Here is a 26003-nt window from a genome sequence, read left to right on the forward strand (position 1 = left end):
TCACAATGCATGCCTTCGATTGGGTCTCGTTATTACTGCATTTTGTTTCGCTTTCATTGCTTACAGTGGGTAACCCGATGAGCCCGGCGCCCGAGATGCACCGCTATTTAGTCGATCAACAGCATTGGCTTAGCGACTTGCAATTTTCCTCTTCCATGGCCATCGCTCAAGCCCTGCCAGGCCCCAACGTTCTATTTGTGGCGTTGCTCGGTTGGAACGTTGGCCTTAACTCCGTGGGTGGGATCGGCGCTGGATGGCCGGCACTGATTCCGGCCTGTTTCGGTCTGGTGCTTAGCCTGCTGGGCTTTTTGCTCCCCGCTTTGATCGTTAGCTATCTCTGCTCTGGTTGGATCGCTCGCAACAGCAAGTTGTTGGCAGTTCGATCCTTCAAGACTGGAATGGCTCCCTTTGTGATTGCAACGCTCTTGGCGACTGGCTGGTTACTCATCGTCGGGCTCGGCGATCCGGCTAGGGAATGGGGCTATAGCTTGCTGGCTGCGGTCGCTGCTTTGCTTGTCTGGCGAACCAAGGTCCACTTGCTCTGGCTGATTGCGGCGGGAGCCGTGCTGGGGGGCTTTGGATGGATCTAATCCTGGCACGGAATAAGCGACACAAAAAAAAGCCCGCGGATGAGGGCGGGCCAAGGGAGTTCTTCAAAGGAGTAGATTAAATTTAGCGAGGCTGGAGTGAACGCGACGTGAAAAGCATGTCGCAGAAATGGAAAAAAACCGGCGCAGGGCCGGGCTAGACACACCACGTTCTGTTGTTCCTTGGCTATGAACCTAATCGTGTGAAAACTGTCACATTCGCGTTGAATTTAACTTCGTGGAGTTGTCATGTTTATAACAAAAAAGCGCATGGCTGTTGCGGCATGTCTGATGGTGTTTTCAGCGATATCCATGCTGCCCGGTGAGTTTTCGTTCATCTCCTCAGCCCATGCAAAAGATGGCGGCGGCAATGGTGGCGGTGGCGGTGGCGCTGGCGGTCACGGCGGTAGCAGCGGCAGCGGAGGTAGCGGGCACTCTGGCGGAACCGGGAGCAATGGGCAGGGCAACGGGTTGAGCAGCGATCACGATGGAAAGGCCGTGAGGGACAGAGGGGTAAGCGGTCAGCATATCGGCAATGCCCTTACCGATAAGGATGACCGCGGCTCGATCACTTCTGGCGTCGCGCACTCTAAAAATACTCGTGGGCTGTCCAAGGCAACGTCGATTTCTGGCACCACGCCGGGCGATCACAACGCCAAAGGGTTGTCCAACGCAGCCATATCAACGACCAAACAAGACCGTTAATTTCAACGTGGCCGGGCAAGCAGTTCAATGCCGCAAGCCCGGCGTCAGAAAGATCTCTCTTGCCCATTTCTCTAACCAGGGTGCTCGCCCACGTTGAAAGTGCGGAGCCTGTGCCATTCGTCGGGTGCTGTATTTGCTACCGAGCAAACGTGGCACAGCAACTAGACTCAGCGTTGAGAACAGTAGATCGCTGGTAGATGATGACCGGTAGTACAGCCATGTTTAGGGTGATGGTGATCATGGCGTTCTTGAGCCAGCCTCTCAACGTAAGGGGTCGTAGTGCGGGCCCCCATGGCGCCGGACTACGACCCTGAGGCTGCAGAGCCTGTAGGGTCTATGCCGGATACTGTTGTCACATCCCTTCTATTGCCACCATAGGAGTACAGCAATGACAATGTCAGTCCGGTTCTTTCTCTCGATTATCCTGCTTACCGTATCGCTGGCATCGGCGACCTTCCTGAATAGCGCAAGTGCTGCTACTGCCGAGGACCTGGATAAAAGCTCCCGGCAGGCCTTACAAGCACTCTACAAAACTAATCCATCTGCCGAGACCATTTCGCGCAGTGCCAAGGCTGTGCTCGTATTCCCTAATATTGTCAAAGCGGGCCTTGTGTTTGGAGGCAGTTATGGTGAAGGCGAGTTGTTGAGAGGCTCGAAAGTGGAGGGCTATTACAACTCCGTGACCGGGTCATGGGGGCTACAAGCAGGCGCGCAGTCATACGGCTATGTGCTGTTCTTGATGACCGAAAAAGCGGTGAAGTATGTGCGCGAAACCAAGGGCTGGGAAATTGGCGTAGGGCCAACCGTTGTCCTGGTTGATGAAGGGATCGCAAAAAATCTGTCGAGCTCGACGCTGAAGGACGATGCGTATGCGTTTGTGTTCGATCAGCAAGGGTTGATGGCGGGCGTCAGCATTGAAGGAACCAAAATCTCTCTGATCAAACGCTAATCTGGCCATAACACTGAGGAGTATTCATTGTGACTTCCGTCCGTGGGTTAACGCCTTCAAGAGTTGTCCTTGCCGTGCTGTTGAGTTTCTCTCCTGTGGTACTGCAGGCCGCCAACGAAGTACCGATTGATATGTCGGCTGTGCAGTTGGAGCCGAAGGAGCAAAACGGCATCACCTATCTGTCTGGTGGCGTTGGCCAGGACGAGTCGCAGGCCATCCAGCAGGTCAAGGGTTACAACCTGCACATCACCTTCTCCATCGGGCCGGACAATAAGTACCTCAGTGGCGTTGATGTTGTGATTCAGACTGCCAAAGGCCGCTCTATAGTGTCGTTGAGTCAGGTGGGTCCCATCGTTTACGTTAAGTTGCCAGCAGATAACTATCTCATCATCGCCAGCCAGAATGGCCATGAGAAACGAAGTACCGTCGTGCTGGAAGGTTCGTCGACCGGTACGGTGAATCTTCACTGGAGTGATTAGCCCTGAGTTTGCTGAGGGGTAAAAGCCGTAAAGATTAAGCCGCGTGATGATGACGGGCAAAAAAAGCCTGCATGAGGGTGCGCTAAAGAATCAACTTTCGGGTTTTCTGGATAACAGAAATTTGTGAACGCCACAGAACGCTGGCGTCCAGTCGCGATACCCCAGACACAAGAAAGCCCGCACGAGGCGGGCTTCTTGAGGTGGTTTATAGACTGCTGTAGACGTCTGTAAACCGGTACTTGGTGGCTACACAGGGACTTGAACCCCGGACCCCAGCATTATGAATGCTATGCTCTAACCAACTGAGCTATGTAGCCAAGTGGCGCGCATTATTCGCGGATAACGAATATGTGTCAAGCGTTGTTAGTGAAAATTTATGCGTGTGATCAAGCGGTTAGGCTGCAGGGCCTGTGAAACGGGTGTTTATGGGGGCTGGCCTAGCGTTCAATGAGCAACGCGATGCCTTGGCCTCCGCCGATGCAGAGGGTGGCGAGGCCTTTTTTGGCGTCACGTTTGACCATTTCATGCAGCAGGGTGACGAGTATCCGACAGCCTGATCCGCCAATAGGGTGGCCCAAGGCGATGGCGCCGCCGTTGACGTTGACCTTGTCACTGTTCCAGTGAAGTTCGCGTCCTACGGCCAGGGCTTGGGCCGCAAAGGCTTCGTTGGCTTCGATGAGGTCGACATCCGCCAGCGTCCAGCCAGCTTTCTTTAACGCTTTGCCGGTAGCGAACACGGGGCCGATGCCCATGATCGCCGGATCGACGCCTGCGCTGGCGGCGGTGACGATTCGCGCGAGTATCGGCAAGCCCAGCTCGGAGGCTTTGTCTGCGCTCATCAGCATGACGGCTGCGGCGCCATCGTTGAGTGACGACGAGTTACCCGCCGTGACGGTACCGCCGGGCTTGAAGGCCGGTCGCAGTTTGGTCAGGGTTTGCGCGGAGGTGCTAGGACGGGGTTGCTCATCCTGTTCGAATCGCACGCTTTCACCGTTGCGTTGGGGGATGTCGATGGCGGTGATTTCTTCCTGGAAGCGCCCTGCGTTGATGGCAGCACAGGCCCGCTGTTGCGAGGTCGCAGCGAAGGCGTCTTGCTCTTCGCGGCTGATGCCGTATTGCTCGGCCAGGTTCTCGGCGGTGATCCCCATGTGATAATCGTTGAAGGCATCCCACAACCCGTCCTGGATGATGCTGTCGACCAGTGACGCGTGGTTCATGCGCAGCCCGGTGCGGGCGTCTGGCAGCACGTAGCCGGCCATGCTCATGTTTTCCTGGCCACCGGCGATGATGATCTCTGCATCGCCACAGGCAATGGCCTGGTAGGCCAGTTGAACCGCCTTGAGGCCGGAGCCGCAGACTTTGTTCAGGGTCATTGCCGGGACGGTATGTGGCAGTCCGGCTTTTAGCGTGGCCTGGCGTGCCGGATTTTGCCCGGCGCCTGCGGTCAGTACTTGCCCGAGAATCACTTCATCCACGTCTTGCCCTGGTAGGCCGGTGTCAGCCAGCAGACGGCGGATCACCGCAGCCCCGAGTTCCGGTGCGGGGATGCGGCTCAACGAGCCCTGGAATGTGCCAACCGCAGTACGGGTGGCGGCGACAATGACAACTTCACGCATTCAATACTCCATAGGGCGAATGTCACGCCGACCCTCGCCAAGTGGGCGAGGGCAGATCGATAAAAATACGCGGACACCTAACCAGGCTGGCGCCGCGTTACGCTAAATAGTTAGAACTGTTCGGCATCCAGGCCGTATAGCGAGGCGCTGCCTGCCCGAATGGACTGTTCAAGGCTCAAGGTGCGGGGCAGCAGGCGGCTGAAGTAGAACTGGGCAGTGGCGATTTTCGCGCCATAGAACGCTTCGTCTTCGCCGCGCGTGCTCTCGGCGACCTGAGCCATGCGCGCCCAGAGGTAGGCATACGCGACGTAACCGAACAGGTGCAGATACTCGACCGACGCTGCGCCGACTTCGTTGGGGTTGGTCTTTGCCTGTTCTTGCAGCCAGTCGCTGAGGTTTTCCAGACGCTCGACGGCGTCGAGCAATGGCACGGAATACTTGGCGTCGGGCTGGTCGGCGAACACACGAATTTCATGAGTGAACTGACGCAGGGCGACGCCGCCGTTGGCGACTACTTTGCGCCCGAGCAGGTCCAGTGCCTGAATGCCATTGGTGCCTTCGTAGATCTGCGCGATACGCACATCACGCACCAGTTGTTCCTGACCCCACTCGCGAATATAGCCGTGGCCGCCGAACACTTGCTGGCCCAGTACGCAACTGTCCAGACCGCTGTCGGTGAAGAACGCTTTGGCGACGGGAGTGAGCAGGGCGACCAGGTTTTGCGCGTCGCTCCGCTCCTGGGCGTCTTCGGAAAATTTAGCCAGGTCCAGTTGTTGTCCGACATAGCTGGCGAAGGCGCGGCCACCTTCGGTCATGGCTTTCATGCTGAGCAGCATGCGGCGTACGTCGGGGTGGACGATGATCGGGTCGGCTATTTTATCTTTTGCCACCGCCCCGCTCGGCGCACGGCTCTGAATGCGTTCGCGGGCATAAGCGACGGCGCTCTGGTAAGACGCCTCAGCACAACCGATGCCCTGGATGCCGATGGACAGGCGTTCGTAGTTCATCATGGTGAACATTGCCGCGAGCCCTTTGTTGGCCTCGCCGACCAGCCAGCCGCTGGCGCCGTCGAAGTTCATCACGCAGGTGGCCGAGGCCTTGATGCCCATCTTGTGCTCGATCGAACCACAACTGACCGCGTTGGGCTGGCCGAGCGAACCGTCGGCGTTGACCAGCACCTTGGGTACTACAAACAGCGAGATGCCTCTTGGCCCTGCTGGCGCGTCCGGTAACTTGGCCAGCACCAGGTGGATGATGTTTTCGGTCAGGTCCTGATCGCCGCCGGTGATGAAGATTTTGCTGCCGGTGATGTTAAAGCTGCCGTCGGTCTGAGGTTCGGCGCGGGTGCGGATGATGCCCAGGTCGGTGCCCGCATGGGCCTCGGTCAGGCACATCGAACCGGCCCAGCGGCCTTCATACATCGGAGGCAGGTACAGGTTTTTCAGATCTTCGCTGGCGTGGGCATCAATGGCCAGGCAAGCGCCCGAGCTCAGGGCCGAATACAAAGCGAAGCTGGAGTTGGCGCCATAGAGCATTTCTTCGAACTGTACGGCGAGCATCTTCGGCATGCCCATGCCGCCGAAGTCAGAATTACCGGAAAGGCCTACCCAGCCACCCTCGATGTAGGTGGCGTAGGCCTCTTTGAAACCGTTCGGCGTGCTGACCTGACCCTCGAGCCACTGCGCGCCTTCCTCGTCGCCGCTACGGTTGAGCGGGGCGATCAGTTGCCCGGTGACCTTTGCAGCTTCTTCGAGAATGGCATCCGCAGTGGCGGCGTCGACGATTTCGGCCAAGGCTGGCAGGCGTGCCCACAGGGCTGGAGCGTCGAACACTTCTTGCAGAACAAAGCGCATGTCACGCAATGGGGCGTTGAATTCAGGCATAACGTGAACCTCGTTGGAACAGCGTATGGATTGCACGGCACGTTTGGATGGCCGTGCCACTTTGGCGTGCAAAGCCCCGAAGCGACAGGTCGGACCTGTCGCTTGGTAGGGGCCTTATCGAGGTTTAAAGGGCCGAGGGTTAAAGATTCTTGGCCATGTCCCGCAGAACGAACTTCTGGATCTTCCCGGTGGAGGTCTTCGGCAGTTGGGTGAACACCACGGTGCGCGGCACCTTGAACCCTGCCAGATGCTCGCGGCAAAAGCTGATAATGTCGGCTTCGCGAACGTTCTGGTGGTCGGCCTTGAGGGTGATGAACGCGCAAGGCGTTTCTCCCCACTTCTCATCGGGGCGTGCAACCACGGCCGCTTCCAGCACACCCGAGTGGCGGTAGAGCACGCCTTCAAGCTCGATGGTGGAGATGTTCTCGCCACCCGAGATGATGATGTCTTTGAGCCGGTCCTTGATCTCTACATAACCATCGGGATGACAGACCGCCAGGTCGCCGGTATGGAACCAGCCGCCTTCGAAAGCTTCTGCGGTGGCGGTCGGGTTCTTCAGATAGCCCTTCATCACCGTGTTGCCGCGCATGAAGATCTCGCCGATGGTCTGGCCGTCGCGTGGTGTAGGTTCCAGGGTTTTCGGGTCGGCCACCATCACGCCTTCCAGCGTCGGGTAGCGCACACCCTGGCGGGATTTGACCTGGGCACGCTCATCGAGCGGCAGTTCATCCCACTCGGCATGCCAGGCACAAATCGTGACCGGGCCGTAGGTCTCGGTCAGGCCGTAGACGTGGGTGACCTTGATGCCCATCTCTTCCACGGCGCCGATCACTTTGGCCGGTGGCGCGGCGCCTGCGACCATGGCATTGATCGGGTGATCAATGGCAGCCTTCGCCGACTCAGGCATGTTGACCAGAGCGTTGAGCACGATCGGTGCACCACAGAAGTGGGTGACCTGATGCTCGCGGATCAGGGTCAGAATCTTCTGCGGGTCGACGCGGCGCAAAAACACATGCACGCCGGCCATCGCGGTGATGGTCCACGGGTAGCACCAGCCGTTGCAGTGAAACATCGGCAAGGTCCACAGATAAACCGGATGGTTACCCATGTTCCAGGTCATCTGATTGCCCAGTGCGTTCAGATAAGCGCCGCGATGGTGGTAGACCACGCCTTTCGGGTTACCGGTGGTGCCGGAGGTGTAGTTCAGCGAAATCGCCTGCCACTCGTCGTCCGGCCATTGCCAGGCGAACGCGGGATCGCCTTCGGCCAGCAGCGCTTCGTAATCGAGGTCGCTGACGGCCTGGCCTTCGCCATACTCCGGGTCATCGACGTCAATCACCAACGGCGGGTGGTCCAGCATGCTGATTGCTGCGTGGATCACGTCATGGAACTCACGGTCGGTGATCAGCACTTTGGCCTCGCCGTGCTGGAGCATGAAGGCAATCGCTTCGGCATCCAGGCGCACATTGAGCGGGTTGAGCACTGCGCCGATCATCGGTACGGCAAAGTGGGCCTCAAGCATGGCGGGGATGTTAGGCAACATCAGTGCGACGGTATCGTTCTTGCCAATGCCGCGACCCGCCAACGCTGAAGCCAGACGGCGGCAGCGCGCATAGGTTTGCGCCCAGGTACGGCGGATAGAGCCGTGGATCACGGCAGGGTAGTCAGGATAGACGCTGGCAGTGCGCTCAATGAAGCTGAGCGGCGACAAGGCAATATGATTGACAGCCTTAGGGGCTAGCCCTTGTTCAAAAATCGACATGTAAAGGTACTCGGTGGCTGATTGTTAGCTCTTTAGGTGTGACCTTTCAGCATAGACTGCTGGGATCAACTTATGTCCGGCGTGTTTTATATAACAACTCTAGATAAATATGGAAGTAATACCTTAACAGTATAGTAAATATACTATATGTGATTTGCGGGTTTAAAAATTGATCCCAAGAGCGTGCCAAGGCGGGCATCTGCGGTCCAGATATTGCTTCGATATCGACTCTGAAAATGGCGATCTGCCGGTTTTGTATAAGCACCCTTCATGACCACAAGTGATGACAGGGGGCCCAGATGAGAGGTTGGACATGCAGGCACTTTTGTCACCGGGTATTCGCCTGCTTGGGCGTTTTGGATTTGCCCGCAAGTTTCAGCTGCTTTTTTTGCTGTTCATGCTGCCGTTAGTCGGCAGTCTATGGATGATTGGTCTGGATTATCGCGACAAACTTGCCCTGATTGCGGGGGAAAGGGCGGGTGTTAGCCAGTTATTGGCGCTGGAAACGCTGGACGACCTGCTGACCGCTCAGCGTGACCGCACAGCCCGCTGGAAAGCCGCCGACATTCTTCATGACCCGACCCCTGCGGCACGCGACGCCATGGGCGCGCTCGACGCAGCCAACCCCGGAATCGGACAGGCGCTAACGTTGATAGGTGCGGAATTGCACCGTGACGGCGCGACGTCAGAAACGCTGGACCGTTACCAGAAGCTACAAAGTGCGGCCACTGGACTGGATTCTGCGGCCCTGCGCACGGTTGGCTGGTGGCCGGACGGTTATGAGCGCTTCACGACCGCCTTGAGTGCGCTGCAAACCTTGCGCGAACAAATCGCTCAGGACAGTGGGTTGATCCTCGACCCTTGGTTGGAAACCTATCTGTTGATGCAGATGTCCACGAAGCAAGCGCCTGATCTGATCGAGCGTGTCGGACGTCTGGCCAGCGTGGGACAAACGTCGGTGGCGTCCGGTCAGTTCAGCCTGCAAAGCCGTTTGCAGATGCGTGATCTGCGCAGCCGACTCGGCGATGCCCGCGAGCAATTGAACAAAACCGGGGGCTCCCTAGAGGCCAGGCTCTCGCCCGATCTGCAGCCGTGGGCTGATCAATACCGTAAAAGCCAACAGCGTCTGGACGGCGAGTTCAAGGTGCTTGATAACGGTCTGTTCGGTGGCAGCATCAACCTTGATACCGGCAGTTTCGAACGTAGCGTCGATGCCTTGCTGGGTGATTTGATGGCGCTGCGTCACCAATCTCTGGTCTCGTTGGACGTGCGTCTGGCCTATTACCATGACCAGTCGGTTCGCCAATTTATCCCCGTGGCGACGATTTTTGGTTGCTTGCTGTTGGCGGCGCTTTACCTGTTTGTCTGTCTGCAGACGTCGATCCGACGCAGTGCCAGCGGCATTACAATGCTGGCGCAGTCGTTACGCGACGGTAATCTATGTGTACAGGTGCCGGTTGAAGGGCGTGATGAGCTGGCAGCGATCAGCACAGCACTCAATGCAGCCGTGGTGCAGTTACGCACAAGTCTGTTGAGCGTCGATCACGAAACGCTGCAGTTGAGTAGTGCGGTTCTGACCCTCAACACCCAGTCCAACCGCACCCTCGATGAGGTCGAGGAGCAGCAGCAACAGATCAGTCAGATCGCCACGGCGGCAACGCAACTGGCCGCCACCTCTCAAGGCGTTGCGAAAAGTTGCGAGCAGGCGTCGACAAGCGCCCAGCACACCCGCCATGTGGCCGAAGAAAGTAGCCGTGACAGTCAACGAACCACTGCCAGTATTCAGCAACTCAACCTGCGCTTGAGCGACACCGCCGCAGCGTTGGGGAGGGTCAGCGAGCAGGGTCAGCAGATCCAGTCGGTGGTGGACGCGATACGCGGCATTGCCGAGCAGACTAACTTGCTCGCGCTCAACGCCGCCATCGAGGCGGCGCGGGCGGGTGAGCAGGGTCGAGGGTTTGCCGTGGTTGCCGATGAAGTGCGTAGCCTGTCACAACGCACGCAGGCCTCTACTGCGCAGATCGCGGGAACAGTGGACAGCCTGCGCAGCACGGTAAGTCAGGCAGTCGACCTGATGGCCGCCGCGTGTGGGCAGGCTGAGACCGATGCGGCTTCGGTGACCGGGTTGGGCCTGCGACTGGGCGAAATCGCCGATGCCGTGCAGGGTGTGACCGATACCTTGGCGCAGATCGCCACCGCCGTAGAAGAGCAGGCTGCCACGGCTGACGAAGTGAGCGGCAATATCCAGCAGGTCGATCAGGCGGCAGGGCGCTTGCTGGACGGTGCGCGCGCAGTGAATCAGGCGGCCGACACGCTCAGCAAGGGCAGTCGAGCGCTGAGTGATAACACCGCACGCTTTCAATTAAGCTAGGGGTTTGAAGTAAGCCCAGGTCTGTTCATCAGCGGTCCTGGGTCAACGTCATCAACGAAAGACGTCATCCGGCATTCCGGCAGATAAATAGGCTTCCATATCGAGTACATGACGTTGCTCTTTCAGCCAGCTCTTCAGGGCTCTCGGGTCTTCCAGCGCTTCACGCTGCTCCTTTAATGTCTGAATTTCAGTGCGCAGTTCCCGAAGTTTTTTCGGGAATTTGCGTGCTACGTTGGCGGGTGTGATGTGATCGCTCGGTGGCAGATTGAACTGCCTCTTGAACGCCAGCGTCAGCTCGGACACTTCGTGCTGCAAGTCATCGAGTTGATTGATCAGGACTCGGTTGTAGTGCTTGAGTTGGCCTTCAGCAATCGTGTTGATATGGCTCTGGTCGATCTGTTCGATCTCAAGTTGCAACTGCAGCAGAGCAAGCAGGTTGTTGTCGGTATAGGCCTGGTTGACCCGCTGCATCATCACGGTCTTGCGCTCTCGTTCGACAGCGTCGGTTTCGCGATCAGGGTGCAGCGCACTCACCAGTTTGCGGTAAATCTCGCGCACTGATCGGCTGGCGTTGGCGTGCTCTTCTTCCTCACGGATCTGTTGTGCGGATTTCTTGCGTGGCTTGGCGTTGCGTGTTCGCTGTTCCGCTTCCTCTGCCTGTTTTTCAAAAATGTATTGAGTGATGTCCTCCAGCGAATCCAAGTCGACGTCATCGTCCATCTTGAACCCGAACGTCTCTTCGAACGACGTCTTGAAGTGCTCGGCCTCCTCAAGCCTGTCGACGTCGAAGTGACTGCCCGCGTGCTTGTTGTAAATCGCCTTCAATGTTTCGTCATGTTCTCCGCCCATCAGGGAGGTCACCAGACCGCAGATGATCTCTTGCAGGGTCTGCCGATCATTCTTGCTGAGTTTTACTCGATCGCTGGCGTCGTCAAGGAAGTGCAGCATCTCGCTATCAAGCTGGTCAAACTCATCGAGCAATGGCTTGAAATCGGCGTTCCAGCGTTGCTGACAGCGAGACGTCGTGTTTTGCCAGGCTTCCAGTAATTGGCGTTGCGTTTCGATCTTCTTGAGCAAGGCGTTGAATTTCTTTTGCCCGGCCGACAGGTGCGGCTTGCCTGCCTGTGCGGCGATGCTGAGTTTCGGCGCCTGGTGTGTCATGGGAATCCCGCTGAGTCTGAAAATAGGGGCATTTTAAGGGACGACGACAGTTTTGTAATTGACTGCGGAATGCGCGGGAGATCACGCGCATGTACAGCCTGAAGCTGAGGCTCCACGTCGTGGAAAATGTGCGCTCAGGTGCACTAGCGATCATTCATGTTGGCAGCGATGCAGCTACGCTCAAACGGTACGTTATGGGCCTTGGGCTATGAGCATGAAAATTCATCAGCTGTCGGTCGCTGACGCCTTGGCCAGCGTGCAAGCCACTGAGCAGGGGCTTTCCCCGGCGCAGGTGCAGCGCCGTCAGCGCGAGTTCGGTCTCAACCGGATGGCCCACGCTCGGCGCCGCAGCTGGTTGCGGGCGCTGCTGAAGGAGTTTGTGCATTTCTTCTCGATAGTGTTGTGGCTGGCGGCGCTGTTGGCGTTCATTGCCGAGTGGAAGTCTCCGGGGCAAGGCATGGCTCGCCTCGGTTATGCCCTCATCGCGGTCATTCTGGTCAGCGGTGTATTCTCATTCTGGCAGGAGTATCGGATCGGGAAAGCGCTGTCTGCCTTACGCCGATTGCTGCCGCAGCAGGCTCAGGTACTGCGCGATGGCTCGGTGCTGCGGGTCGCGACCGAGGCGCTGGTGCCCGGTGATATCGTACTGTTCGCCGAGGGTGACCGGGTACCGGCAGATTGCCGGGTGATCGAGGCGTTCTCGCTGCAGGTCAATAACGCTCCCCTGACCGGCGAGTCGACGGCCGAAGCCCGCGATGCCCAACCCAGTGCTGCCGAGGACTGGCTATACGCGGGCAATATCGTGCTGACGGGCACTGCGATCATGTCGGGCAAGGGGCGCGGCGTGGTCTTTGCCACGGGCATGCACACCGAGTTCGGGCGCATCGCCCATCTGACCCAGGCCAGCGGTGCAGAAATCTCGCCACTGCGACGCGAGGTTGCCCTCCTGAGCCGCAGTATTCTGATACTGGCGCTTGGGATCGGTGTGGTCTTTTTCTGCCTCGGAATGGTGCTGGGTATGCCCTTCTGGAGTGATTTCATTTTCACCATCGGCCTCATCGTCGCAATGGTGCCGGAAGGTTTGTTGCCGACGCTGACGTTGTCGCTGGTTCTGGCCACCCAGCGTATGGCGCGCCGGCAGGTACTGATCCGTCATCTTCCGTCCGTTGAAGCATTGGGCTCGACGACGGTGATCTGCACCGATAAGACCGGCACCCTTACGCAAAATCGGATGACAGTGACCGCGCTTTGGCTGGATGGCAGTCTGTACGGCGACTTGGAGCACGGTTTGCCCGTCGGCATTGCGCAGGCCAATGCGCCGTTTTTTCAGGTGGCGGGGTTGTGCCACGATCTGCAGCAAACCGGTCCTTGTGAATCATTGACCTACCTGGGCGACCCTATGGAGCAGGCCATGCTCCAGTTGGTAAATCGTATCGCGCCTCAGACGTGTCCGATAGCGCGCTTGCAAGAGCTGCCGTTCAATGCGGAGCGCATGCGTATGTCGGTGGTGTACGCGATGGCAGACGGGCCTCGGCTGTTGTGCAAGGGCGCACTGGAAAAGGTGTTGCCGCTGTGCACCGGACAATGGCGCGATGGTGCGATCACGCCGCTCACTGACGAATGTCGCGCCCGTATCCTGGCGGCGCAGACGTCCATGGCCGACCGTGGCTTGCGGGTCCTGGCGCTGGCGTGGCGCGACGTGGAAGCGGGGCAGATGCCTGTCGAGCAGACGTTGGTCCTCGCGGGGTTGGTCGGACTGCAGGATCCGCCCCGACCAGAGGTGCCGGGGGCGATTGGCGCCTGCCAGGCTGCGGGCATCAAAGTGATCATGGTCACGGGAGATAACCCGCACACGGCGCTGGCGATTGCGCGCGAGATAGGCTTGGTACGCTCGGATGCGCCGCAGGTGCTCACCGGCGCACAGCTTTTGCAGTTGTCCGATGCGCAGTTGCAACTGGCGCTGGACGCGGCCGAAATCATTTGTGCCCGCATCGCGCCAGAGCAGAAGCTGCGGATCGTCGAGACGCTCAAGCGCAAAGGCGAGATCGTTGCAGTGACCGGTGACGGGGTGAACGACGCACCCGCCCTAAAGAGCGCCCATGTCGGTATTGCGATGGGGCTGTCGGGCACCGATGTAGCCCGCGAGGTGGCCGACATGGTGCTGCTGGACGACAATTTCGCCAGCATCGTCAATGCCGTCGAAGAGGGGCGTGCGGTGTTCGACAACATCCGCAAATTTCTCACCTACATCCTGGCGCACAACATGGCGGAGCTGATTCCCTATCTCGGCTTTGTGCTGGTCAAGCTGCCCCTGGCAATCACGCCCTTGCAGATGCTGGCCATCGACATGGGCACCGACACCCTGACCGCGCTCGGCCTCGGGGTGGAGCGGCCAGACCCGCAGATCATGCAGCGCCCCCCGCGTCCCCCGGGGGAGCGCTTGTTCAACCTGGGCGTTGCCCTGCGTGGTTATGTGGCGTTGGGCTTGTTTGAAGCGCTGGCAACCGTGTCGACGTTCATCTTTGTCCTGCAACGTGGTGGCTGGACGTTCGGCGACACAGTGGCTTTTTCCGATCCGCTTTATCACCAGGCAACCACCGGCAGCCTGGCGGCCATTGTGGTACTTCAGGTGGTCAACGTCTTTCTCTGTCGAAGTACGACCCGCTCGGTCTTCGACACGGGGGTGCGCGGCAATCCCCTGATTCTTTGGGGTGTGGCGCTGGAAATCGTCTTGATCCTGCTTTTTACTTACACCCGTTGGGGCAACGCGCTCTTGGGTACCGCGCCACTGCCGTTCGAAGTGTGGCTGTTCCTGTTGCCGTTTGCCCTGCTGTTGATTGGGCTGGAGGAGGCGCGTAAAGCGTTTGTCAGGCGCCGATGCCCCAGTCCATGAACCGGCGTCACTTCAATCGGAGGCATTTTCTGGGTATCTGCGGTTGGCATGATCCTGATCATGGAACCCAAACGGATGGCTTTGGATAATTGCCCGAACACCACTTCAATTAGGAGCTTCTATGTTTCCCGAATACCGTGATCTGATTACTCGCCTGAAAGCTGAAGATAAGCACTTTTCCCGTCTTTTCGATGAGCATAATGAGCTCGATCAGCGCATCAAGAACATCGAAGCCCGCATTGAGTCGGGTACCGAGCTTGAAATTGAAAATCTGAAAAAAGAAAAGTTGACCTTGAAAGACCAGCTTTACGTGATTCTCAAGAACGCTGAGACCGTATAGTTTTCGAGTCAGGGATGTTTATAAGATTCAAGGTTACCTGGTGTGTCTGGATTGCTCAGGTCCGCGTGGGCAGTCCCTTTTCGAGGAGTCTGGCGAATTGATCTGCCGGAACCGGACGGCTAAACAAATACCCTTGAACCTCATCGCATCCTGATTCGTTGAGGAACGCCAATTGGGCATCGACCTCCACACCCTCAGCGATCACCGTGAGCTGCAGGGTGTGCCCAAGCTGGATGATGGCTTTGACGATTGAGGCGCCATCGGGATCGGTCAACATGTCCTGCACAAACGATTGATCAATCTTGAGCTTGTCGACCGCCAGCTGTTTAAGATACGAAAGGCTGGAATAGCCGGTTCCGAAATCGTCGATGGACAGGTTCACACCCATGGCCTTCAAGCCGTGCAGGGTTTCTATCGTGGCATCCACGTCCTGCAGCAGAATGGATTCGGTCAGTTCCAGTTCCAGCCGGTCCGGTCGCAACCCAGACGTGGCAAGCGCAGCAGACACCACTTCCAGAACGTTCCCGCGCTTGAACTGCAAGCCCGAGAGATTGACGGCTATTACCGGTGCCGGTGAATATTGACTCTGCCAGACCTTGGCTTGACGACAGGCTTCGTTGAGCACCCATTCGCCTATCGGAACGATATGGCCACTGCGCTCAGCCAGAGGAATGAACTTGCCCGGAGGCACAAGCCCGTCGATCGGATGCTGCCAGCGGATCAGGGCTTCCGCGCCGATGATCCGACCACTGCGAATGTCTATCTGAGGCTGATAATGGAGCACGAATTCGCGATTTCGCAGGGCATTGCTTAATCCCCCGGTGAGTCGAACTTGCTCAATCAGACCGATATTCATTTCACGCGTGAAGAAACGATAGGTATTGCGCCCCGCCTCCTGGGCACTATTGACTGCCGTGTGGGCGTTATTGAATAGGGTGTCGAGGTCCTCTCCATCATTCGGGAACAAGCCAATGCCGATGGAGAAAGAAATACTTAGTTTATGGCTGCCGATTTCCAGGGGGTCAACAAAGACCTCCTGGATGGCATTCGCGAAGCCAATAATTTCCGCAACGTGGTAATTCCCCGTGAGCAAGACAACAAACTCGTCACCGTTAATTCGACTGATCGTTGCGGTCATTGGGATGCACTGCCACAGCCGTTCAACGACCATGACCAGTACCTGGTCGCCGACAGCGTATCCCAAGCTGTTATTGATCCGCTGAAAATGATCCAGATTGAGGTAAAGCACAGTAAGCGTGGTGTTTTCGCTCTTGCTGGTGAGTACTGCGTGCTCAAAGCGGTCGCGCAGCAGCAGACGATTGGGCAGGTGGGTCAGTGGGTCGTAATGCGCCAGGAACGCCAGCGTTTCTTTGGCGGCGGCATGCTCCGCACGGGTACGCAACGCCATGATGCCGTAAGCCAGTTCGTTGGCCAGCTCCTGCAGAAGCTTCAGCTCGTCTGGGTCGAAGGCGTGCGCTTCGCTTGCGTAAATGGTTAACGCGCCCAGCACTTTGGCGTCGCAAATGAGTGGCAGGGCCACACTGGATTGGTACCCATGCTGGATCGCCGCCTCGCGCCACGGCGCCATTCGCGGGCTGTTCTGGATATCCTGGCTGATATTCGGCTGACCGGTGCGGATGGCCATACCGGTCGGACCCTGACCGTTCTCGGTATCCGCCCAAGAGATATTGATCCCGTCGAGATACCCGTTGTCATAACCGGATTGCGTTATGGGTCGCACCATTTTGGCTTCATCCTGCTCCGCATAGCCAACCCAGGCCATCAGGTAATTGTCCCTGTCGACACACAAACGGCATATTTCAGCCAGCAGGGTGTACTCATCTTCAGCGTGCACCAGCGCTGTATTGCAGCGACTGAGCAGCCGCAAGTCGCGATTGAGCTTCCTGAGTACCGTTTCGCTTTGCTGCAAGGCTGATGTCATGTCTTTGGCAATGACCAACGCTCGTACTCGGCCTGTCACCAGCAGCCAGCCGACCAGGGCCAATAGCACGCTGGCAACGGTACCGGAAACTGCAATGATGTCGGCTTTGTCACTTTTCAGTCGGGCGTCAAAGGGTGCCAGTGAACTGACCGCTACCGTCCACTGATGGCCAAAAAGAGGAACAAGCCGGGTGGTGTGAAACTCGGGAGCCGAGCTGTCGCTACGGCTGTTCGAGCTGAAGATCAATGCGCTCTGTCCGACCGAATCACCGTCGTAGAGGTCTAGACTCAGTGTGGTGCCGGCTTCCCCAAAGCGTTTTCCCGGAATGCCGTCCATCAAGTCATTCATGCGGAAGGGGGCATAGACCCAACCGATCAGGTTTGCGCGGCGTTCATCGACTGTCTGATGGGGTGCTTGCAGACGATAGACCGGGTGGTACATCAGGAATCCTGCCTGAACGTCCTGATCGGTTTCCTGCAGCAGCCGAACCTTGCCCGAGATAGAGGTAATTTCCTCATCCCTCGATTGATCCAGTGCCGCGCGACGAACAGGTTCGGAATACATGTCGTAGCCAATCGCGCGCTGATTACGCCAGTTGAAAGGCTCGAGGTAGATGACCGGCGTGTAGAGGTCTCGGTTACCGCTGGGATTGATGGTGTAATCAACCCGGCCCTCGGTACGTACATCGGCGATGTGCCTGGATTTGTCCTCCGGCAACACCCGTGGAGCAAAACCTAATCCCTGGATGCCTGGGTATTTGCCTTCGAGTTTAAGAGCATCAACGTATCTAGCGAACTCGCTGCGCGTGACAACGAGCGACGTTGCGAACAGGCCCGACAGGCCTTCCATTAGTTGCTCGTAACGTTGTAAGCGCCTATTGGTGTTCTCGATGATTTCGTTGGTACGGTAGTCGAACTCATCGTGGAGCGCCTGTCGGGCAGACTCGCGAGGAATGTCCTGAAGTGCATAGGTCAGCGCCAGACCCAGGCAGAGGAAGACCCAGGGTATGAACCGAAGACGATTAGAAAGGACTTCATAGTTAGGCATTGGCTAGATTCCCTAGATGTCCTATGACGACTCTAGATGCAAAAAACCCCCTGTTTCAGGGGGTTTCAGGTTTTCATTGGGTTTCAGACAGTTTCTGCAGCCCAATGAAATAGCGGTAGCGACTTATACGTTAAACCAGAAGTATGGCTCTAAAGGCCTCGTATTTACTTGGTTTCACGGATAAGTCGGTAAGTTTGTACCCGGTTGCGTACCCGGTTTAGGAATCGCCCCTCGATCAGTGGCGGCCTGTGTATCGATGATTGTTGCCCGGCTTTTCCTTGGTGTCGGATACTGCGGCCTTTGTGAGTTGCGTTCACATGGGTAATTCTACGGACTTGCCCACCTATTTGCATTCGATCTGACCAGTCATTTGCATCGGATTTGACCAGCGCGATTCGTGGACATGACCGGCAGAGAACGACCCACAGGAGACGGTCGCGGTACCAATTTACCAGCCCGACAATTGACGTAGGGAAAGGCCGCAATCGATTGGTAGCGCTCGCTGCGTAGCGGCCGAATGACAACGCCGTTCGCCGCTGAACAAGAAGTTTGACGCAGACGCGCGCCATGTACATTGATAAGACGCCGTACCAGCGCGACCTTGAGCATCGTCCAGCGTCATCGGCTACTGGCACTGCGGAAGCTGCTTCTCCCCTCGCCGAAATTGAATCTGTAGGCTACGCGTGTTCGAATCAATATTGAGATTGGCTCATGACCCCAAATATAGTTCTTCTAGTTAAGGTGTTTGATAAGGAGGAATACGCTGATGCATTCATTCAGACAGGAGAGATGTTCTGTAAGACGATTGGGCAGTTCAAGCGGATAGAGAGTGATGTCGCACGAGGCGACCAATTCGAGGCGCCCTCGGATTGGCATCAACCCGACCGCATATCTCTGACGATTTCATTTAAGACGCCGGACGGGGAGGAGAAGTCCTTTCCAATAGATGGGCTGGCCGGCCCGCTAGTGATACAGAGTACGGCGCACGATCGTTTGAATGCCTTCTGTATGTACGCTGTTACCGTACCGGACTTCGAGGAATCGTATGAAACAGAAGAGGAGCGACTGCGCGTGGTCGAGAAAATCAATTCAATGTTGAAGGAACACGCAACGCTAGGCGAGGAAATGCTTTCGCTTGGAGAGCATGCCGTTCTCATCATCAAGGTCGCGGATTTCATCGATAAAGTAAGCAAAGCCGCCAAGTCGGAAGGCTATTCGTCTTGGCGAGACCTTGTCGATTATTTTGATCCCGAGACCTTTCACGGCAGTTTCGGAGAGGTTGAGTCCGTTTTTAAAAAGCGGAACATCTACTCCTATCAAAAAGAGTTCAGATTTGTTTTCGACTCGAGCAAGCCCGAGGGAGCAAAAATTCTTCATGCCGGTCCTCTGGATGGAATTGCTTTCAAGCTCAAAACCAGCGAAATCAACAGCAAGCTTGAACTGAAGCTCGCCGAGGATCAACACGCCAACGGGGACTCACTTAGTTAGCAGTTTGCTGCTTTGCAGCGGGTGCTAACGCCTACCTAAAACACTGGCAGTGAGTTGCTTGGAAGCAGTCTTTGTTGGGCGACAGCTCCTGGCCGTTCTCTGCCGATCATGGTGAAAAGCGCGCTGGTCAAATCCGATGCAATCGGTGGTCAGGTCGAATGCAAACGGGTGGTGAAGTAGTGTGCAGTTTCGCATTCGCCGTCCGGCAGGGTATCTACAGTCATGCTGGCGCATTGATGGCGACCTAGCCCTAGGCAAGCTAGCGGTTTGACCGATCAGGGCTGTACGAGGGGATAGCGGCGATTTAAGGCCGCATATGAAATGCAGACGTTGATTGTGCAGCCATCCCCTCGTGCGATTACCAGGGTGCGACTTACTTTCTCAGATCGTCACGAAACGGCCAGCTCGCCACGCCGACACACACAGACGCGAAGGCCCACGCGAACGGCCACCACGTTGTCACTAACAGCGTCACGGTGCCAAGCGCTGTTAGGGCAAGCTTGCGAAACTCCTTGTCACCAGGACGGATCATGCGGGCACCTTTTCCCATTACGGCCGACTTTTTGTTATGTCTTTATAATGTTGTTGATATTCCTCATAGCTCAAGCCTTTTTGCTGTTGCAGCTCGTAAAGCTGCCGTTCAACAGAATCATGAGAATTAGTCTCTGGCTGAGCTGCTGACTGAGCTGTGTATGTTGGTGACCGGGCGGCGCCAGCATACGAACAACTTTGGCTCATGCGCGCATCATTCAGCTGAACCAATCGCTGATTGGCACTGTCCACGGCGCTGTCTTTCTCCATCAGATTGCCGATACCGAAGTCGCCCAGGAAGGAAAGCACTGATCGACCGTCAAACTGGCTTTCCTCACTTACTCTCTTTAGAAAGCCCTGTACTTTCGCCTGCTCCAAATCAATTTCGCGGCAAGTCATTGTTTGCCTTTCAAAATTGGTGAGTTCGGGTTGGCGACCGTAGTTCTTGGTCGAGCAGCCAGCGGATACGACTATGGACAGTGACATTACAGCTAGCCCTATATTTCGTGCTGTCATTAAAAATTCCTTTTTTTTGTAACTTATGTTTGGGGTTACGTTGGTTTTTGCGATCCGCAATTAGCCATCGACTCACGGTCAAACAGGTCTACGGCCTTCCTGTGCTGCCGGACTGCTTTTAGCCTGGCACTGGCTCGGCCTCTCTCGGCTTCGAGGTTGTGCTGTCGAAACTCAGCGCGGCGAATCGTAGTACAGGCAACACATGATCGGCTAGACGTGTACCTGAGAGTTGCGCCGCACTGACAACACCCTCGACCTGTGTAGGTGCTTGCCTGGCTTGTTTGATTGATTGTCATGTCCCCTCATAAGTGTGTCGTTTTGCATGTGTGCAGGTTGATTGAACATCATGTGTCGTTTTGCATGTGTGTCGTTTGATCGGGGTCAGCACAACAACGCCACCCGGTTGTTTGATGCTGCCGTACAGGCGGTGTGCCTTTGGGTCCTTCCCAGCTGATTTGGGCGGTGGGCGGGGGCGCTGAACCCCTCAAGCCGAGATTCGCCCGAATCTGCCATAGCACCGTTGTGAAGTGCCTAGGCGCTGCAAGGATGCCGGGTATTCCTGACCTACAGACGCAATGCTGTACGAGGGGGGTGTTGTTTAAAAAGTATTCCCACATTCCCACACCCCCCACACCCTATATAGGGTTGTGTGGGGTTTGTGGTATCGGATTTGTCGATTTACCACAAACCACAAATTGCCGCTTGTGGGAGCGTGTGGGATTTGTGGGAGATTAGGTTAAAGATCATCCCCCTCGTGCACAGTCAGATCATCAAACGGCTCATCCCCGTCATCGATAGCAGGCTTCGGGTAGTACGTTTTGGACAGCCTGTACAAACCGTCAGTACCCTTTTCGATAAAGTTTTTGTTCTTCAGGCCTGTGATTGCTCTGCGGACGACATCGCGGCGCTTATCCTTCGGGCCGTCACCTCTTGGCAAAGCATCAACCCCCAACCGGACAAACTCAGATTCCTTGAGTGCCGTGTGCTCTTTAATGATCTTGTATACTGCCTCAAGATTCACCCCCCTAGGCACTCGTTCCTCGCGCACTGTGGCTGGAACTGAATCAAGGAACGCAACAACACAACTAGATTCGACCTCTCCGTCATCATCTAGGCCAAGGTCAACTTGCTGCAACATGAAGGCGAATTTTTCCCCCTGTACACCGTTTTTGATTTTCGCGGCCTCGATTAGCCTTGTTTTGCCATCCTTATCTTGGGTGATGCAGAACAGAGCATCAACGCCCCCCCTCGAACCTGACCAGCCCCGTGGGCCTGCTGCCTGATTCTTGCCCGAATGGTGAATCAGTAGAACGACGCTGCCTGTCTCCATGGCTATGCGTTGCGCGCTACTGATAAGCATGCCCATGCCTTGGCTGGTGTTCTCGTCGCCCCCCGGCATCACGGATGCGAGGGTGTCCACGATGATTAGGTCTGCCTGTCTAATGCCCTTGATAAGCGCCAACACGTGGTTGTCATCAAGCAAGTTTGGAGCCTGACAAATAACAGTGAACTGTCTGTCTAGATCGCTTTCCCGAATTCCTGCATTTTTCAGGTAGGCGTGATACCGCAGTTCAACCCCGGCGGCGTCTTCGGCGGCTACGAATACGACCTTGCCCTGTGCTACTTTGCGCCCGCACCAGGTAGGAACCCCTCGTGCAATAGCCATAGCCATGTCAATGGCAACGAAGGTTTTCCCCGCAGTGCTGTCACCGTAGATCATCGATATACCAAGTCTTGGCAGTAGGCGTTTGATTAGCCATCGATAGGGCGGCTTCGATCCATACTCACCAACAACCTGCGGGGTCATCGCGGCTACAAGTGCGTCAATATCGGTATGGCGCTTGCGGGGGTCGAGCCAGTCGTTCTCTTTGGCACGCCCAAATACATACGCAACGGTCACGCCTCCTTGCGTGTCCTTTCCGCTTCGCCAAGCGCTTTTAAAGTCGTCCTCATTGAATGGATCGGGCGCAGTCTTTGACCATTCCACAGCCATATCCCTTGCACAATCCCATCCGGTCGTTTTGATGGCGAAAATGGTTTTCACCCATTCCTCATAGCCACAGTCGGCCGGAATTGCTCTGAGTGCTGATTTCAGCCTTTCGATATTCGCGGGTGTTTCGGGGAAATCGTTGTCGATGCCCGCTAAACAATCGTCATCGTCGGTGGCCTTTGCGTCCCCCCTCGAACCGGCCATACGTTCAAGTCGATGGCGTAACTCGGGTTCAAGTGGGGGCAACCTGCCGTCAATATCATCGTCGAAAGCGTTTTTGATTACATGCCCAGTGACGGTCACATATCCACCCTCTGTGAATATCTCTAGCCGTTTCCCCTTTTTGTGTTCGGCCTCGCCTTTGTAAAATGCCCGGATACCCTTTTGGCTTGGGGAAAACTCAGCATATGTCAGGTCAACAAGTTGCGACACATCGCCAGTAATGCCCCCTAATTCATCGACGCAGTTATCAAAGTCGAGCGCAACGAGCCCAAGACTTGAACTAATTGCAATCCCGATACCGGCATAGTTCTTGTTAGCGTCGAATGCTGCAATTGCTTCGTCAAACGTTCCAAGGTTGTCTGCGTCACTTGGGTCCTCCGCCGAGGCTCGCAGCTTTCCCGTTTTGGGGTAGCGGGGCGGCTTATGAAATTTACCGTTCCCTTTCGGCTTTCCCCACTCCCATACAACCCAAGTCGTAATAGCCTTCAACTCAGCAGGAATGTTGTCGGGGTAAAGGTTTTCACGGCATTCCTTAGTTAGCTGCCGGCGGCTATCGGCTTGCGCGGTAGCCATGGACTTACTTGTGGTCATATTGCCCCCGTGGTGGCGTCCAGGAGGCTTGCAGGCTGTTGATATGTTCCGGTGAAAGGTGTGCGAGGGGTGTTGTCGATAGCCCCCCTCGTACATGGTGAAGTGGTAGTACGGTCATACGCGTCTCCACTTACGAAGCTTATTGGTTATTAGCCCTGTATGCCCGCGGGGGTTATATGTCTGTGTCCAGGAGTGCAGCATCAGCCCCCCGGATCCATGCACGGGCTCTAGCACTATCCATAAGCGCTTTTTGCCAACCCGAAACGGAACCCGAACCGCCCGGCCGTCCAAGGCGGCCTGTCGTACTCTTTGGGCAATTCCCTCGACGTTACCCTGACCAGGGCCGGTCAGCATCTCCAGCCACGAGCCGAGGGTGTGCGTACCCGTGTAGGACATGCGCGAAGTGTCATAGCCGTTGGGTGGAGAGTTTTGTGGGTCGGTAAACTGTGTGCGCGTTGCCCCGCCTGGCTGGCGGCCTGTACCATCGGTGTGTGTGTTTGATGCGGTGCTACTTTTTGGAGTGGTGCCGTTTTTTTTGCTCACGATTATCCCCTCACAGACCAGCAGGCACAGGTATGCCGCGCTTTTCGGCAAAGCTGAGAATGGATTCACGGGTAATGGCGCTGCTACGCTCGCCAATCTTCACAAGCTGCAAATGCCCTTGCGTGACGAAGCGATACAGGGTGCTGCGGGATATGCTCAGTAGGCGAGCCGCTTCGTTGGGGCGGTAGGCGATTGGATTGCTGCGGGTATTCGTGTGCATGGTCACTCCTCAATTGAAGGAGTCCGCCAACTTTCTTTGAGTTGTGGACGGACGATGATTTAAAAGCATCAAAGTCCGCACCTATGCCCATCCCAAATGATGAGCCGCACACCGAGTTGTCCGTCTGTAGACCATCCAGGGCAAGCCTTTACCCCGACAGCAATAATCTACATCTAGTAAAACTTATTCAAAGGTCCGAAGTAGCCGAAGCGGTGCGGAAACGGTGCACCTTGAATAAGCCCGTAATACTGGTTGCGTAATTACGGTTGTCGCGCCGCCAATTTGGCGTTTAACGAAGGGCTAGCAACCCGCGACGACGTATACAGTGCAACACCGTCCTATATTCTGTCAAGCTCTGAAAAGTTGTGAAAATGTTAGTTAATAGCAATAAATGTTAATTAATGATGCGGTTAATCAGCGTCATTAATTAGGCTAAGTCGTTCTGCCAGCGTAGAAATTTCATTGTTCATGTAGTCGGCCATACCTCCCAACAATACAAGCGTGTTGCCGATTGCCGCTGGTACATCCTCAATGGCGGTATCGAGTGTCGGCTTGAATCCGGCCAACTGCGCCGCGATTGCTTGTAGCCTGTTGGCGACTTCCTCAACTTCTGGTTGTTGTGACAGCTTGCTAGAATGATTATCAGCCATGATGTAATCCATGTTTACGTTGTGGTTAGGGCAGGGCGGGGGTTGCAGCTCCTTCCTTGCCCGGTTTGCCTGATACCGTCAGGCTGCGGTTCTTTTTATCGGCACTACGTTGCTCCCCTCGTCCACTTTCCAGGCGTCAAGCATGTCAGCCCATTGCTGCATCATCTTTGCCCGGTCATCCATGTGTTTGGCATGGTTGTAAGTGCTGCGGACCTTGTTTGGTTCCTCGTGTGCAAGCTGGCGCTCAATCCAATCCGACGAAAACCCCATCTCGTTCAGGCGTGTACTGCCAGTTGTTCGTGTGGCGTGTGGGCTGAATTTCCCACCCCATCCCAGCACGTTAAGCATTTGCCGGAATGACGCCACGTCCATGGACTTTTCCTTGTCATCCCGGCCGGGGAATACGTGGACATGCCGCCCGGTAATGCCATGGATGCCCCGCAGCAACTCAACGGCCTGTGTCGGCAGGGGTAGCACGTGTTCCTTGCGCTTCTTCATTCGGCACGAGGGGATGGACCATATCCCAGCGTCAAGGTCGAATTCAGCCCACTCAGCGTCCACCGCCTCACTTGGTCGGCAAAGGGTTAGCCACATCAGGTTGAATGCCGCCAACGTTTCATGCCTTCCGCCGTGCCCGGCAACATCCCGCAGCAGTTGACCTATTTCGTCGGAAGAAAGGGGGCGCTTGTGTTGGGTCTTGTTCTTCGGAATGGCGTTCCTGACAGGATGAACCGGGTCGGCCTCTGCGCGTAGGGTCGAGATTGCTAACTCGAATACCTTGGACATGGTGCGCTTGGCCTCGGCTGCTACGGTCAGTCCGTTTTTCTTTGCTGAGGTGTTGAGTACGTCCAGGATATGCGCGGGGGTGATCCCTCGCACCGGCAGTAGGCCAATCTTGGGGAAGACAACACGGGTGAGCATATTCAGCCGCTTAGCCTTAGTGATTTCCGCCCAATCCCGAAGGGCTAACCATTCACGGGCTACCGCTTCAAAGGTCGTGGCGTTTTCCTGTTCCAGCTTGATGCGTTCCAGTTGGCGACTTTGGGCTGGGTTAATCCCTTGCTTGACCAATGCGCGGGCCTTGATTCGTTCGTCCCGTGCTTCTGCCAGCGTGAACCGCCGCCCAGCCTTCCTCGCCTTCGTTTCTTCGGCACTCTCCCCGGCAGGCGCAATGCAGTATTCGCCTATAGCGAACATGCTCTCCCTGGTGGTATCGCCTTCCCGAAGTTCAAAGCGATACCGCCATGCCTTTACCCCGTTAGGTTTGACTTCGAGGTGTAGCCCTTTGCCGTCTGATAGCTTGTAGGGCTTGTCCTTAGGCTTGGCAGCGCGGCACTGGGTATCGTTAAGCATGGTGCGGTTCTCCGGGTTTTTTGGTCGTACCCGGTATTTTCATACCAGGTCAAAACCTCATACCCGGTAGCGTACCCGGTTTAATTTGAGCCGACAATGGACAGTGCGACACACCCAGAAACGACAAACCCCGCATTTAGCGGGGCTTATCAAGGGTTTGCATG

General features: G+C 56.3%; 18 protein-coding genes and 1 tRNA gene. 8 read left to right on the forward strand and 11 right to left on the reverse strand.

Annotation, left to right across the window (positions count from 1 at the left end; translation table 11 throughout):
• Window positions 1–5: 5 nt before the first annotated feature.
• The 4 genes from RGU44_RS24075 (at window position 6) to RGU44_RS24090 (ending at window position 2720) form a co-directional block, all read left to right on the forward strand.
• The gene (locus RGU44_RS24075) at window positions 6–590 is read left to right on the forward strand and encodes a chromate transporter (protein WP_322177894.1); all 585 of its coding nucleotides are present in this window, start codon (window positions 6–8) and stop codon (window positions 588–590) included.
• Window positions 591–836: 246 nt separating this feature from the next.
• Window positions 837–1292, forward strand: a complete 456-nt coding sequence (locus RGU44_RS24080; protein ID WP_322278360.1) for a hypothetical protein — start codon at window positions 837–839, stop codon at window positions 1290–1292.
• Window positions 1293–1680: 388 nt separating this feature from the next.
• Entirely contained in the window at window positions 1681–2241 is a 561-nt protein-coding gene (locus RGU44_RS24085; protein ID WP_322278362.1) for a lipid-binding SYLF domain-containing protein, read from the forward strand.
• 29 nt (window positions 2242–2270) lie between these two features.
• On the forward strand, window positions 2271–2720 hold the full coding sequence (locus RGU44_RS24090; RefSeq protein WP_322177897.1) for a carboxypeptidase regulatory-like domain-containing protein: 450 nt from the start codon (window positions 2271–2273) through the stop codon (window positions 2718–2720).
• A 240-nt stretch (window positions 2721–2960) separates the two neighbouring features.
• Here RGU44_RS24090 and RGU44_RS24095 read toward each other — a convergent pair.
• The 4 genes from RGU44_RS24095 to RGU44_RS24110 form a co-directional block, all read right to left on the reverse strand.
• A tRNA-Met gene (locus RGU44_RS24095) sits at window positions 2961–3037 on the reverse strand.
• Between the two features lie 120 nt (window positions 3038–3157).
• Window positions 3158–4336 carry an acetyl-CoA C-acetyltransferase gene (locus RGU44_RS24100; RefSeq protein ID WP_322177898.1) on the reverse strand — a complete coding sequence of 393 codons (1179 nt, stop codon included), beginning with the start codon at window positions 4334–4336 and terminating at the stop codon, window positions 3158–3160.
• 110 nt (window positions 4337–4446) lie between these two features.
• On the reverse strand, window positions 4447–6219 hold the full coding sequence (locus RGU44_RS24105) for an acyl-CoA dehydrogenase C-terminal domain-containing protein (protein WP_322278364.1): 1773 nt from the start codon (window positions 6217–6219) through the stop codon (window positions 4447–4449).
• A 139-nt stretch (window positions 6220–6358) separates the two neighbouring features.
• On the reverse strand, window positions 6359–7981 hold the full coding sequence (locus RGU44_RS24110) for an acyl-CoA synthetase (protein WP_322278366.1): 1623 nt from the start codon (window positions 7979–7981) through the stop codon (window positions 6359–6361).
• 313 nt (window positions 7982–8294) lie between these two features.
• Between RGU44_RS24110 and RGU44_RS24115 the strand changes: the two genes are divergently transcribed.
• Window positions 8295–10352 (forward strand): methyl-accepting chemotaxis protein, encoded by a 2058-nt coding sequence (locus tag RGU44_RS24115; protein ID WP_322177901.1) that lies wholly within the window; start codon window positions 8295–8297, stop codon window positions 10350–10352.
• Between the two features lie 51 nt (window positions 10353–10403).
• On the opposite strand, the gene RGU44_RS24120 is transcribed toward RGU44_RS24115, so the two are convergent.
• Window positions 10404–11513: a molecular chaperone DnaJ gene (locus RGU44_RS24120; protein WP_322278367.1), complete on the reverse strand. Its 1110-nt coding sequence runs from the start codon at window positions 11511–11513 to the stop codon at window positions 10404–10406.
• Window positions 11514–11727: 214 nt separating this feature from the next.
• Between RGU44_RS24120 and RGU44_RS24125 the strand changes: the two genes are divergently transcribed.
• Window positions 11728–14406 carry a cation-transporting P-type ATPase gene (locus RGU44_RS24125; protein ID WP_322278368.1) on the forward strand — a complete coding sequence of 893 codons (2679 nt, stop codon included), beginning with the start codon at window positions 11728–11730 and terminating at the stop codon, window positions 14404–14406.
• Window positions 14407–14527: 121 nt separating this feature from the next.
• On the forward strand, window positions 14528–14746 hold the full coding sequence (locus RGU44_RS24130; protein ID WP_322177904.1) for a YdcH family protein: 219 nt from the start codon (window positions 14528–14530) through the stop codon (window positions 14744–14746).
• A 55-nt stretch (window positions 14747–14801) separates the two neighbouring features.
• Here the strand turns inward: RGU44_RS24130 and RGU44_RS24135 are convergent, their stop codons facing one another.
• Window positions 14802–17735, reverse strand: coding sequence for an EAL domain-containing protein (locus RGU44_RS24135; protein ID WP_322177905.1), 2934 nt, complete (start codon window positions 17733–17735; stop codon window positions 14802–14804).
• Window positions 17736–18446: 711 nt separating this feature from the next.
• On the opposite strand from RGU44_RS24135, the gene RGU44_RS24140 reads away from it, so the two are divergent.
• On the forward strand, window positions 18447–19223 hold the full coding sequence (locus tag RGU44_RS24140; RefSeq protein WP_322278370.1) for a hypothetical protein: 777 nt from the start codon (window positions 18447–18449) through the stop codon (window positions 19221–19223).
• Window positions 19224–19772: 549 nt separating this feature from the next.
• Here the strand turns inward: RGU44_RS24140 and RGU44_RS24145 are convergent.
• The 5 genes from RGU44_RS24145 to RGU44_RS24165 all read right to left on the reverse strand — a co-directional run bounded on the left by RGU44_RS24145 (window position 19773) and on the right by RGU44_RS24165 (window position 25839).
• The gene (locus RGU44_RS24145; RefSeq protein WP_322278371.1) at window positions 19773–20270 is read right to left on the reverse strand and encodes a hypothetical protein; all 498 of its coding nucleotides are present in this window, start codon (window positions 20268–20270) and stop codon (window positions 19773–19775) included.
• 736 nt (window positions 20271–21006) lie between these two features.
• Window positions 21007–23073, reverse strand: coding sequence for an AAA family ATPase (locus RGU44_RS24150; RefSeq protein ID WP_322278373.1), 2067 nt, complete (start codon window positions 23071–23073; stop codon window positions 21007–21009).
• Window positions 23074–23626: 553 nt separating this feature from the next.
• Window positions 23627–23836: a helix-turn-helix domain-containing protein gene (locus RGU44_RS24155; RefSeq protein WP_322278374.1), complete on the reverse strand. Its 210-nt coding sequence runs from the start codon at window positions 23834–23836 to the stop codon at window positions 23627–23629.
• Between the two features lie 410 nt (window positions 23837–24246).
• Window positions 24247–24486, reverse strand: coding sequence for a hypothetical protein (locus RGU44_RS24160; protein ID WP_322278376.1), 240 nt, complete (start codon window positions 24484–24486; stop codon window positions 24247–24249).
• 78 nt (window positions 24487–24564) lie between these two features.
• Window positions 24565–25839 carry a tyrosine-type recombinase/integrase gene (locus RGU44_RS24165; protein ID WP_322278377.1) on the reverse strand — a complete coding sequence of 425 codons (1275 nt, stop codon included), beginning with the start codon at window positions 25837–25839 and terminating at the stop codon, window positions 24565–24567.
• Window positions 25840–26003 lie beyond the last annotated feature (164 nt).

Origin of the sequence: Pseudomonas sp. 5C2, assembly GCF_034314155.1 — a bacterium.
In the GTDB taxonomy this organism is placed as follows: domain Bacteria; phylum Pseudomonadota; class Gammaproteobacteria; order Pseudomonadales; family Pseudomonadaceae; genus Aquipseudomonas.